Below are 12,398 nucleotides of genomic sequence, written 5' to 3'. Positions count from 1 at the left end.
CTCATAATCCCCAGGAGCTTACACAGGTAAGTGACTGGGGTGAACGAACGCAGCTAACGCACATGTCGCTTGAAATATGACGGGTATAGATGGCTATTCTATGTTGGCTTCGAGGAACCACAGGAATTTATCAAGGTCACGCGATGCAGCAGTAAACATGTCTTTGCTCAGTTCATCAGGGACTTGATCGATAGCTTTACGAATGAAGTTCGCCACCACACCATACCTGTGAGCCAACTCTTTTAGGTGATCTTGCACGCTATGAATGTGGGTTGGGTAGCTCTCTAACGGTGTTTTTTCAGTCACAAGTTGCGCAGTACCCAGGGCAACGCCACCGAGTTGTACTGCACGTTCTGCAAAAGTATCCAGATGATCATTGATGGCAGTGCGGAAGCCATCAAGCATTTCATGGACGGCGATAAAATTGGCACCGCGCATATTCCAGTGCGCCTGTTTGGTGATAAGCGACAGATCGATAAACTGAATAACCAGCTCATTTAATAGTTTAATTGTCAGTGTCTTAGTATGTTCATCAACATCATTACGTGTATAGATGAGCTCGGACGATTTTGCTTTTACCAGTTTTGCTGTACTCATAATAGGTATCCCTTTATTGAGTTGATTACCAATTTCTTAACCGCAATAAGTATAACAAAGATATTTAATTTTGCAGGACAGATAGTGCCTATCAATTAAATAGCCGATTGCTGGAACTGTTTAAAAGTGTAATTTAGTGTTTCATATATAAAATATTATCATTCTTATTGTTACGTCCAATCGGTAATGACTATTACTCTGATTTATATGTATTTTTATATTGTAAAATACAAAGGGTTTTATCTGTAAGCTATTTTATTGAGATATATCAGTGCAGTAAGTCGGTCAATTAATTTAATCGGTATCCTTAAAAGGGTATTTTGGCGTGCGAGCAACAATAAATAAACGTGGAAATGCGAGTAAGCGCCGACCATTCACTTGCTGTGGATATGCAGTGTCAATAATAGTCAGGTAATCTTTCAGGAAATCCAATCGCATCGATTCAGAGAGCGGCTCAAGAAAAGGCCGTAAACCGGTCGCGCGCAGCCAATCGACAATCGCCTGTGCTGATGGCATAGGGTGGTAGTAGGTGGTGCGCCAAATATCGACTTGCTCAGCATTGGGAGCCAGTAAGTCATAATATTGATTCGCCGTGAGCACTTTAGCTCTCACGACTCCGGCCTCTTGCAGTGTTTGCTGCCACGGGCCATTTTCGGCGACTTCCCTCATCGCTCTATGGCTCGGCTCATCCAGATTATCCGGCATTTGCACGGCAAGTATTCCGTTGGCGGCCAGTTGAGAAAACAGATAAGGGAAGAGTTGCTGGTGGTCTGTTAGCCACTGGAGTGATGCATTGGCATAAATCAGGTCTTGTGGCTCTGCTGGTTGCCATTGACGGATATCGGCCTCAAGAAAGGCACAATCGGGCAAGCGCTGTTGCGCGCTGAGCAACATAGCGCGGGAATTATCAACTCCAACCAGTTGGGCGTCTGGGAAACGTTGATGCAATAGTTGTGTTGAGTTACCTGGCCCACAACCTAAATCACTGATACGTTGTGGTATTATCGCTGGAATATGGGCCAGTAGGTCGTGAGCAGGGCGGGTGCGTTCAGCTTCAAATTGGCGATATAAATCGGGATCCCAGTCTTGCATATATAGCCTCCGGTGAAAAAAGTCTTACAGATTTTGTAATGGCCCGCTGAACAATACAGCCCCGGTAGGTTGGCCAGTCGGCGAGCCACCACGAGGTTCTAAACTGATTGCCAGTAATGAATTACCCGTTAACTGGTTTTCAGCCAAGATCAGCTGTGTCGGCCCTTGAGTATTTAATAACCCCAACGAATGCGGCTTTTCACCGGCCGGAATACTCCATAATTCAAGGCTATTGGTGTCACTGACTGTCACAGGATTCAGTGGTGCTAATGTCAAACTGCGGGTTGATTTATCCAGACTGACAACCCATTGGCCGCTCTGCTGGCTATTGGACAGCACTGCCACCGGTATAGCTGCCGTTGGCTCGACCAATAATCTTGGTATGAGTAATATTGCTGCCAGACACGCAGCGACAGCCCAACCGGCATAAGACCAAGGGTTTCGCTTCATGTGGCGGATATTGATGGGGGGTAACTGCAATTCGAGCCGTTTCCAAACGCGTTCAGGTGGTTCTAACGGCGCGAGCTGGTTATCAAGTTGAGTAAATAGGCTTTGCCAACTGGCAACATCCGCTGCAAGCCGGGGATCACGGCGGACTCTGCGTTCAAAACGCATCCGAGCTAGCCCGCGCAGGGTGCCCAGTGCATACTCTGCGGCGAGTGCGGAGTCATATTCGCGTCTGTTTTTCATAAGCCTACACAGTCCTTTAGGTGGTCCAGTGCACGACGTATCCAGCTTTTTATCGTACCGAGGGGTTGCTGTAAATGAACAGAGATTTCCCCATGAGAAAGCCCTTGATAATAAGCCAGCATAATACTTTGGCGCTGTTCAACGGGCAGATGTGTTAGACAATCGGCGAGTTGTTTAGCCTCACTGTCTTGCTGCAATTGCGCCAGCGGTGTCTGTGTGTTGTCGGTCAGCGAGTCGGTTTCATCATCGTCTAATGATTGCAGACGATTATCACTACCTCGCATCAGGTCGATAGCCCGGTTGCGAACAATATGAGTTAACCAGGTGAGTGGCGCACTGAGTTGCGCATTGTAATGACCGGCCCGGCTCCAGACAGTGAGAAAACTGTCGTGTAAAACTTCTTCTGCCCGGGCGGGGTTACGCAACATCCGTTGTGCGACCGCGAATAATCGAGGGGATGTGAGACGGTAAAGCTTTTCAAAAGCGGACTGATCGCCTTGAGCAATGGCATCTATCAGCCCGATTTGCTGTTCCACAGTACATTCATTCATGCGTCAATCCCTAAAAAACCGTCAGGTGCAGTGAGACACTGCACCCAGTATAGACCGGTTTTATTTAGGCATCAGGACGGTATCAATAACATCGATCACACCATTTTTCTGTTGTACATCATAGGTACTGATATTCGCGATGTTACCTTTTCCATCTTTAATTTGAATATTATGTGGTCCATTATTCATAATCCATAATGGTTGGCCATTGACCGTTTTCAGTTCGGCAGTCCCGCCTCCGGCCTTGATTTTACTTTCCAGTTGTTTCATATCGTACTTCCCGGCCACTACGTGATAGGTCAGGATTTGCGTGAGCAAGGCTTTATTTTCTGGTTTGACCAAATTTTCAACCGTACCTGCGGGCAACTTTGCAAAGGCGGCATTGGTGGGCGCAAACACGGTAAAGGGCCCAGCCCCTTGTAGGGTATCCACCAATCCGGCAGCTTTGACGGCGGCAACCAAGGTGGTGTGATCTTTTGAGTTAACTGCATTCTCGATAATATTTTTGCTTGGGAGCATCGACGCCCCCCCGACCATGACAGTGTCAGACATCATGGCGGCCATAGAAACACTGCTGAAGACTAAAGAAGCACAGATAGCGGTACGAATGAGCGTTTTCATAATGTATTCCTGTAGGTTGAGGTGAAGCCTTGCCTCACATCTACCTATACGAATCAGCAGGGTGCTTTGGATGCAAAAAAAGTGAAAAATAATGCATAAAAAAGACCAACCCGCGTAATGACTGGGCTGGCATGCTATTAATGAATCTACCTTTGGCGGGAAACGGAGTGTTCAGCCCTGATTAGGGAGCAGAGCTCTATGCATTACATAGGCATCCACATAACCCAATTGGCTGTGATTAAACGCGCCAGGCAGTGTGGCGATAATCTCAAAGCCGAGTTTTTGCCACAGGGCAACTGCCCGCGTATTGGTGCTGACCACAAAGTTAAACTGTATGGCCCGATAACCCAGAGCAGTTGCCTGCTCAATACAATGAAGCCCTAGTGCTTTGCCGATACCCAGCCCGCGAGCTTCTCCATCAACCATAAAGGATGCATTGGCGACATGATTACCGAGGCCACGTTGGTTATCGATTAACTTGTACATCCCGACAACTCGCCCCTCATGCAGGGCTACCCAGCACCGAACACCAGTGCCAAACCAGTAATCATAAGCATCTTGTTTGGAGGTGTCTGATGTGAATACATAGGTGTCGCCGCGACTGATTACCGCTTGAAACAGCGGCCAAATTTCAGCAAAATCGGCTGCTGCTGCCATTCTGATTTCCATATTTGGCTCCTGTTTAAGCAATTTCGTCAATCTGCGGTTTAGATTTTATGGTCAGGGTCGCGCCAATGGAGGCGCTGATAATCGATACTAAAGCTAGCCACTGAATCAGCGTCAGGTGTTCATTTAAGAATATCAGCCCTGAAATTGCCGCCAATGCTGGCTCTAAGCTCATTAATGTACCAAATGTACGAGTAGGCAGGCGGGTCAATGCGACCATTTCCAGTGAGTAGGGCAAAGCGGTAGATAGAATAGCGACGGCTAAAGCAACGGGTAAAATGGCTGGGTCGAACAGCGCCAGACCGTTATAAGCCACCCCAATCGGGCAGAAAACCAGCGCAGCAATTAAGGAGCCAACAGCCATAGTTCCTGGCCCATGATCACCGCCAGCTTTTTGCCCTGAAATAATATAAAGCGCCCAGCAGGCACCCGCACCCAGAGCACAAGCTGCGCCAAATAAATCAATGGTTCCGATGCTACTTCCCAGCGGTAATAGGAACCAGAGGCCCAGAATCGCCAACCCTACCCAGATGAAATCGACCGGACGACGTGAGGATAACATGGCGACTGCCAGCGGGCCGGTGAACTCCAAAGCGACGGCAATACCTAATGGCACTGTTTTTAATGACAGGTAAAAAAGGAAATTCATTCCACCTAAGGTCACCCCATAAACCAGCAAGGGTAACCGGCTGCCTTTTTCAAATCGCATCCGCCAGGGTTTAAAGATAATAAACAGAATCAGTGTGCCGATGCCAAGTCGTAACGACGTTATTCCTTGTGCACCAACCAGTGGGAACAGACTTTTGGCCAATGATGCGCCACTCTGTATTGAGATCATGGCGATCACGAGCAAGAAAATGGGGAGTAACGGGAGTGAATGTTTGGATGGGGGAGACAAAGACATCCTGTAGAGCCTCAAAGAAAATAGTAAGTATCAATCCTTGCCAGTGTAAATGAAATGTCGAGTGAGTGTTTAAAAATTACCGCCAGACATAACAAAGACGAAAAAAAGAAAATAAAATTATTACTGTCTAAGAATGATGGTTTTTAAAGTGCTTATTGGTGCTTTTTTGAACGTTAAAAATAAGAATAGTCTGGAATGAGTTTTGGTGATGGATGTCACAAAAAGGAGTAACATAGCCAAAATATACAAGCGCATTAGTAAGATAGATGATACTTGAAACTCTTTGTTACACCAAATAAATGATTAGACAATCATTAGTAAGCAGAGTTTCACGCTAATTTTTGCTATAATTTCACCGTATTTTAGTTTCACTTAAAAAATTGCGTCTTTCGAGGTGGTTATGAATAAAATTGCATGTCTTTCAGCTGTAGCAGCTTGTGTATTAGCAGTGACCGCAGGTTCAGCCTTTGCAGGTCAAAGCACCGTTTCTGGTGGTTATGCCCAGAGCGATTACCAAGGTGTTGCTAACAAATCTTCAGGTTTTAACCTGAAATACCGTTACGAGTGGAGTGACTCTCAACTGGGTTATATCACCTCTTTCACTCATACGGAAAAAAGCAGCTTCGGCGATAGCGCGTCTGTTTACAACAAAGCACAATACAACGCGATCACTGCTGGTCCAGCTTACCGTATCAACGATTGGGCTAGCGTTTATGGCCTGGTAGGTGTGGGTTATGGTCGTTTCAGCCAGAACTACCCAACATCTCCTAGCGACAAAAACAGTACCAGCGATTACGGCTTCACCTACGGCGCGGGTATGCAGTTTAACCCAATGCAAAATGTTGCCCTGGACGTTTCTTACGAACAGAGCCGCATCCGCAATGTTGACGTTGGTACTTGGGTTGCTGGCGTTGGTTACACTTTCTAAGCAACAGCTTAGGATGATCAGCATTCATCTTTAAAGGTGAATCCTGTATTTAATAAAAATCCGCTTTCGGGCGGATTTTTTGCGTCTGTCATCGCAATAGTATTGATGGGAAACTAAAAGTTATCTAACTGCATTCGCTGCATCAGTAATTAAATCAATAATTTGTTGGGGATGCGATAGATGGGCTGAGTGGCCCGAAGGTAGTTCAACCACTTTCTGTGCCTGAATTCGTTTGGCGAAGTCGCGTTGTGTTTCAACTGGCAACATTCTATCTTCAGTTGAAATTTGATACCAACAAGGTTTGACTCGCCAGGCCGGCTGAGCAGACTTATCAGTAAAAACACGAGCCGCTAATGGTTTTTGCGTCATGGCCATCACTCGCGCTTCACTTTCATCAATATCCTGACACACATTCTCGTGAAACTGGTCTGTGTCGATCCATAAAAAGCCATTATCGTCAGGACGAATGTATGCTGCGCCTACCGGCGGTTTACGCAATGCATAAGTGCTGGACAGGCTTTCACCTGCATCCGGGGCAAAAGCCGCTAGATAAACCATCCCGACAACATTTTGCAAATGCCCGACTTGAGTAATCACCATCCCACCGTAAGAGTGGCCGACTAATAATGTAGGGCCATACAATGCAGTTGTGAGCTTGATGGTGCGCTCAACATCATCGGCCAACGACGTTAACGGATTTTGTATTGCAATCACCCTGTGGTCCAAAGCGTACAGGGCTGGAATAATATGACGCCATTGTGAGCCATCAGCCCACGCGCCATGTACTAATAAAATATTAAGCTTTGCTGCCATATATCCCCCAGGGCAGGTATTAAGCGGTACACAATATCTTTATGTGGAAACACTATTCTTGACGAATAACAAATTCTACTCATTTAAGGTGACTGCTATTAATTGAAAGGTCAGTTCATTTTTCATATGTTATTAAAATTAACAAGGTCTGTTGCTGGGTATAAGTATAAAACCATGGGAGGTGATATCTTTAAGATAAAGACGAAAATGAAACGATAAATTAATCTATTGAAATGTTAATTAGCACTATAAAATCTTTTATAGTCAAAAGTATTTTACTTTATATAAATAAAAACAAAGCATTAACAATGTTTTTTATTTTTCTGTCGAAGCGCAAATTACTGGTAAAAATAGAATAATATGGCACACTCTTATTAGCTCTGATCTATATTCACTGTTCATATCGTGATTAACATATCAAGCTAATTAAATAACAATAGAACCTTATAAAACAGTTAGTTACTATAAAATAAGTAGCTAAAAAATAGGTTGTGATCATGACGACACTCAGTGAACAAGCAGCACCTATGCTACATGATACTAAACTTGAGCAACAAATTTTGCGCCGCTCGATTTTTTGTACTTTATTCATTGCCATTATGGGGATTATTTTCGGCATTGTATGCGGGTCGATGTCGATAATTTTCGATGGAATGTTCTCTGCTTTAGATGCAGGTATGTGCAGTTTATCTCTATTAGTTTCTCGATTGCTTAGCCAACCCAATAGCCGCCGTTTTCAATATGGTTTCTGGCATGTAGAACCTCTGGTATTAGCTTTCAATGGCAGTCTACTGGCCTTTCTCTGTCTGTATGCTTTTGTTAATGCGGTTAAAGGCATTATTGATGGTGGGCGTGAATTAGAGTTAGGTTGGGCGATTGTGTATGCTTTGGTTGTAAGCATTTTCTGCTTTACTATCTTTTTAAAGCAACGTCGTTTGAATAGACGTGTTAAGTCCGAGTTAATCGCATTAGATACCAAAAGTTGGCTGATGTCGGCGTGTATTAGCTCTGCTTTATTAGTGGCTTTTTTACTTTCCTGGAGTATGGAAGGCACACATTATGAACATTTGATTGTTTATACTGACCCTGCTGTACTGGCGCTGTTAACACTGATATTGATATCTGTTCCGATAAAGACTGTCATCGCGGCTGTCCGAGAAGTATTACAAATGACACCGGATACACTGGACGCCTCGATGGAAAGTTTGATGGATAAACTGATGACGAAATATCAATTTATCGATTATTCGCATTACGCTACCCGCATTGGTCGTGGCTTATTTGTTGAGATTCATGTGGTTATTCCACCAGAAATGGAAAATAGCGGCGTGTCTTATTTTGATAAAATACGTGAAGAGATATCCCATGCGATTGGCGAACCAGGGCCACATCGTTGGCTAACTATCTCGTTCACGCGCAACTCTAAATGGTTGTAGCGTAAACGGCGATGGGTAAGGTGGTTTATATTAACTAACCGGGGTAATAAAGATGATAACTGCTCAGCGCCATATTAAACTTAGGCCTATCGAAGTACCACCGAGATTCAATGCTATTACTAAAGTAGCGATTAGCGATAATACAATCACTGCTCGAAAAGCTAAAATTATCGCCAATATGACTCAGGCTAATATCGATTATTTGCTGGTTTATGCCGATAAAGAGCATGGTGGTAATTTTGAGTACCTTACCGGTTTTATCCCCCGATTTGAAGAAGCTGCTTTGGTGCTACATGCCTCCGGAAAAGTCTTTTTATTGTTAGGCAACGAGAATTTAAAATTGTCTCAATATGCGCGGGTGAGCAATACAGCGATTCATGTTCCCTATTTTTCGCTACCGAATCAACCCATGAATAACAGCAAAACCCTCGCTGATTTATTGGCAGATACTGGCGTGCAGCAGGCTAAAAAAGTCGGTATTGCTGGGTGGAAGTTATTTACCAGTAAGTTGGATGAAAATAACCAATTGTTTGATATTCCACATTTTATTTTATCTGCAATAAAACAAACCGTTTCATCGTCAATACCGGTGGTTAATGCGACAAGCCTATTTATTGGTAGTGATACAGCAGCTAGAGTGACTAACAATGCCAATGAATTAGCTCATTATGAATATGGTGCTAATCTGGCCTCTAATTGTATTCTTAATGCATTGACTGCGGTAGATATCGGTGTGACTGAGAAGCAACTTGGCTCTTATCTGGCAGATGAAGGGCAGCCAAATACTGTTGTGATGATTGCTGCAACTGGTGATCGTTTTGAAAATGCTAATTTGTATCCGGGTGATAAAGTTGTGAAACTTGGCGATAAAATATCATTAACTACCGGGTATAAAGGTGGCCTAAGCAGTAGAACGGGTTATGCCGTACATCACAGCGATGAGCTGCCTTTGGCGCAAAGGGATTATCTCGAGAGAGTTGCTATTCCTTATTACACCGCCGTCGTGACCTGGCTGGAAAATATCCGTATCGGTATGTCGGGTAAAGAGATGTATGCAGTAATTGAAGCTATTTTACCGAAGTCACAATACCATTGGTCATTAAATCCTGGGCATTTGGTCGCGGATGAAGAATGGTTGTGTTCGCCTATTTATAGAGACTCGGAAGAAAAAATTCGCAGTGGAATGTTATTCCAAATCGATATCATCCCGGCAGTGAAAGGTTATGCAGGAGTCAGTGCGGAAGACTGTATTGCATTGGCTGACCAACATTTACGTGATGAACTGGCCGCCCATTACCCCGATGTTTGGCAAAGAATACAAAAACGGCGTGATTACCTTGGTAATATACTGAATATTCATCTCAGCGAAGAGGTATTACCGATGTCTAACACCGTGGGGTATCTGCGACCTTTCTTATTGGAAAAATACAGCGCACTGCAATGCACCAATGAAGCTCAAGGCTAATCTCTCATTTATTTCATGGGGCTGTTCGGCCCCAAATCTCACTCACTTTCCACTCCTGCTGAGATTTCATGCAAACTGAGGGCGATACTCTTGCCATCTTGTGGCATAATGCGCGCCGAATCACATTTTCTAGTATTCTTGAATATCCCTATTCAGTAATCCAATCGAGAGCGAGCTCTGTGCTAAGTACTAACAATATCACCATGCAATTCGGCAGCAAGCCGCTGTTTGAGAACATTTCAGTAAAATTCGGTGGCGGTAATCGCTATGGCCTGATCGGTGCTAATGGTTGTGGTAAATCCACATTCATGAAAATCCTTGGTGGTGACCTGGTGCCGAGTGGCGGTAACGTATTCCTTGACCCTAATGAGCGGCTGGGTAAGTTGCGTCAGGATCAATTCGCCTTTGAAAACAACACAGTGCTGGACACCGTTATTATGGGTCACGGCGAGTTGTGGGAAGTGAAAGAAGAGCGCGACCGCATTTACGCTATGGCTGAAATGAGCGAAGCAGACGGCTATAAAGTGGCTGATCTGGAAGTTGCCTACGGTGAAATGGATGGATATAGCGCAGAAGCTCGTGCCGGTGAATTGCTGCTGGGTGTCGGTATTCCAGTTGAACAGCATTATGGTTTGATGAGCGAAATCGCGCCTGGCTTTAAATTGCGCGTATTATTGGCGCAGGCTCTATTCTCAGATCCAGAAATTTTGTTACTCGACGAACCGACCAACAACCTGGATATCGATACAATCCGCTGGTTGGAACAAGTTCTGAATGAACGTAGTAGTACCATGATCATTATTTCCCATGACCGTCACTTCCTGAATATGGTCTGTACTCACATGGCGGATTTGGATTATGGCGAACTGCGTGTTTATCCGGGTAACTATGACGAATATATGACTGCGGCGACCCAAGCTCGCGATCGTTTGCTCTCTGATAACGCTAAGAAAAAGGCCCAGATCTCTGAGCTGCAATCTTTCGTCAGCCGCTTTAGTGCCAACGCTTCTAAATCCAAACAGGCGACTTCACGCGCCCGTCAAATTGATAAAATTCAGCTTGATGAAGTGAAAGCTTCAAGCCGTCAGAACCCATTTATCCGCTTTGATCAGGATAAAAAATTGTTCCGAAATGCGCTAGAAGTTGAAGTGCTGACTAAAGGTTTTGATAACGGCCCACTGTTTAAAAACCTTAATCTGCGCCTTGAAGTGGGTGAAAAAGTCGCTATTCTTGGGCCGAACGGTATTGGTAAATCGACTTTACTGAAAACCCTGGTAGGGGATTATGAAGCGGACGCCGGTACCGTGAAATGGTCTGAAAACAGTAGAATTGGCTATTACGCGCAGGATCACGCCAGTGATTTTGAAATTGATCTAACAGTATTTGACTGGATGAGTCAGTGGAAACAGGAAAAGGACGACGAGCAGGCTGTGCGCAGTGTGTTGGGTCGTTTACTGTTTAGCCAGGACGATATCAAGAAGAAAGTTAAAGTCCTATCTGGTGGTGAGAAAGGGCGCATGCTGTTTGGTAAGCTGATGATGCAGCGGCCTAATATTCTGGTAATGGATGAGCCAACCAACCATTTGGATATGGAATCGATTGAAGCACTTAACATGGCATTGGAAATGTACGAAGGCACGTTAATCTTCGTTTCCCATGACCGTGAGTTCGTCAGTTCACTGGCGACCCGAGTGATTGAGATGACACCGAAAAAACTGATCGACTTTACCGGTAACTACGAAGATTATCTGCGTAGTCAGGGTATTCAGTCCTGATTATTTGACCGCGTGTTAATAAGAGAGCTGATGCCATCCATGCATCAGCTTTTTTTTGCCCGAAATTTCGCTAATCCTTACCGCAAACCTCGCAGTTGGTGTCTTTTGCTAGTTTTAAACTCCGAAACTCAGCCGCCATAGCGTCATACATTAATATGCGGCCTGATATCACCTGCCCATAATGAGTCAGAAGTTTTATCGCTTCCATCGCTTGTAGATTGCCAATAATACCCACTAATGGAGCCATGACTCCGGCTTCAACGCAGGTTAGGACGCTATCACCAAATAACCGGCTCAAACAGCGATAGCACGGCTGATTCTCTTGATAGGTAAATACACTGACTTGCCCTTCCATACGGATTGCCGCACCTGAAACCAGTGGCTTACGCTGCGCGTGGCATAGGCGGTTAAGTTGCTCACGACTGGTGACATTATCGGTACAATCTAACACCAATTGATGTTCAGCTATGGCAATGGCAAGTTGTTCATCATCTAACTGGGCATCAATGGTTTTGATTATCAGGCTGGGATTCATCTCAGACAAAGTTAGTGCCGCAGAAGCCACCTTAGATACGCCGATACGGTTATCGCGGTGCAGAATCTGCCTTTGCAAATTGGAGAGAGACACCTTGTCAAAATCCAGCAGTGTGAGATGGCCTACACCTGCCACTGCCAGATATTGTGCAGCGGCACACCCGAGGCCACCTAATCCAACGATTAGTACCTTAGCGACATTCAGTTTTTCCTGACCGTCAAAATCAAAACCACGTAGGACAATCTGCCGGTTATAACGTAGGGCTTGTGCATCGGAAAGTTCAGGCAACATATCAGGCTCTCAGAAATTTATTGGGCCAATAATC

General features: G+C 44.8%; 13 protein-coding genes. 4 read left to right on the top strand and 9 right to left on the bottom strand.

From position 1 onward, the window contains the following. Positions 1 to 93 precede the first annotated feature (93 nt). From dps to rhtA, 7 genes are all read right to left on the bottom strand, one after another. Positions 94 to 597: a DNA starvation/stationary phase protection protein Dps gene (gene dps, locus ACF3VQ_RS13940; protein WP_392431666.1), complete on the bottom strand. Its 504-nt coding sequence runs from the start codon at positions 595 to 597 to the stop codon at positions 94 to 96. Positions 598 to 891: 294 nt separating this feature from the next. Beyond that, entirely contained in the window at positions 892 to 1,689 is a 798-nt protein-coding gene (gene tam, locus ACF3VQ_RS13935) for a trans-aconitate 2-methyltransferase (protein WP_392431664.1), read from the bottom strand. A gap of 24 nt (positions 1,690 to 1,713) precedes the next feature. Continuing rightward, a complete protein-coding gene (locus ACF3VQ_RS13930; protein ID WP_392431662.1) occupies positions 1,714 to 2,379 on the bottom strand; it encodes an anti-sigma factor domain-containing protein in 666 nt (221 codons plus the stop codon). Next, complete coding sequence (locus ACF3VQ_RS13925) at positions 2,376 to 2,930, bottom strand: sigma-70 family RNA polymerase sigma factor (RefSeq protein ID WP_392431660.1); 555 nt, start codon at positions 2,928 to 2,930, stop codon at positions 2,376 to 2,378. The genes ACF3VQ_RS13930 and ACF3VQ_RS13925 overlap by 4 nt, the downstream gene beginning before the upstream one ends. 60 nt (positions 2,931 to 2,990) lie before the next feature. After that, positions 2,991 to 3,551, bottom strand: a complete 561-nt coding sequence (locus ACF3VQ_RS13920; RefSeq protein ID WP_019081065.1) for a fasciclin domain-containing protein — start codon at positions 3,549 to 3,551, stop codon at positions 2,991 to 2,993. A gap of 171 nt (positions 3,552 to 3,722) precedes the next feature. Next, positions 3,723 to 4,220: a GNAT family N-acetyltransferase gene (locus ACF3VQ_RS13915; protein WP_392431657.1), complete on the bottom strand. Its 498-nt coding sequence runs from the start codon at positions 4,218 to 4,220 to the stop codon at positions 3,723 to 3,725. A gap of 13 nt (positions 4,221 to 4,233) precedes the next feature. Then, on the bottom strand, positions 4,234 to 5,121 hold the full coding sequence (gene rhtA / locus ACF3VQ_RS13910) for a threonine/homoserine exporter RhtA (RefSeq protein WP_392431655.1): 888 nt from the start codon (positions 5,119 to 5,121) through the stop codon (positions 4,234 to 4,236). A gap of 400 nt (positions 5,122 to 5,521) precedes the next feature. Between rhtA and ompX the strand changes: the two genes are divergently transcribed. Beyond that, a complete protein-coding gene (gene ompX, locus ACF3VQ_RS13905) occupies positions 5,522 to 6,049 on the top strand; it encodes an outer membrane protein OmpX (RefSeq protein ID WP_392431653.1) in 528 nt (175 codons plus the stop codon). Positions 6,050 to 6,169: 120 nt separating this feature from the next. Here ompX and ACF3VQ_RS13900 read toward each other — a convergent pair whose 3' ends face one another. Further along, complete coding sequence (locus ACF3VQ_RS13900) at positions 6,170 to 6,862, bottom strand: alpha/beta fold hydrolase (protein ID WP_392431651.1); 693 nt, start codon at positions 6,860 to 6,862, stop codon at positions 6,170 to 6,172. A 497-nt stretch (positions 6,863 to 7,359) separates the two neighbouring features. On the opposite strand from ACF3VQ_RS13900, the gene ACF3VQ_RS13895 reads away from it, so the two are divergent. The 3 genes from ACF3VQ_RS13895 (at position 7,360) to ACF3VQ_RS13885 (ending at position 11,538) form a co-directional block, all read left to right on the top strand. Further along, positions 7,360 to 8,298, top strand: coding sequence for a cation diffusion facilitator family transporter (locus tag ACF3VQ_RS13895; protein WP_392431650.1), 939 nt, complete (start codon positions 7,360 to 7,362; stop codon positions 8,296 to 8,298). Positions 8,299 to 8,350: 52 nt separating this feature from the next. After that, positions 8,351 to 9,763, top strand: coding sequence for an aminopeptidase P family N-terminal domain-containing protein (locus ACF3VQ_RS13890; RefSeq protein WP_392431648.1), 1,413 nt, complete (start codon positions 8,351 to 8,353; stop codon positions 9,761 to 9,763). A gap of 179 nt (positions 9,764 to 9,942) precedes the next feature. Then, positions 9,943 to 11,538: an ABC-F family ATPase gene (locus ACF3VQ_RS13885; RefSeq protein ID WP_392431646.1), complete on the top strand. Its 1,596-nt coding sequence runs from the start codon at positions 9,943 to 9,945 to the stop codon at positions 11,536 to 11,538. A gap of 70 nt (positions 11,539 to 11,608) precedes the next feature. Here the strand turns inward: ACF3VQ_RS13885 and moeB are convergent, their stop codons facing one another. Beyond that, positions 11,609 to 12,364, bottom strand: coding sequence for a molybdopterin-synthase adenylyltransferase MoeB (moeB, locus tag ACF3VQ_RS13880; RefSeq protein WP_392431644.1), 756 nt, complete (start codon positions 12,362 to 12,364; stop codon positions 11,609 to 11,611). Positions 12,365 to 12,398 lie beyond the last annotated feature (34 nt).

Origin of the sequence: Yersinia fenwicki (assembly GCF_043099325.1) — a bacterium.
Taxonomy (GTDB): Bacteria; Pseudomonadota; Gammaproteobacteria; order Enterobacterales; family Enterobacteriaceae; genus Yersinia.
The sequence above is the reverse complement of the archived record's forward strand: the minus strand, read 5'-3'. Positions and strand labels throughout refer to the sequence as shown.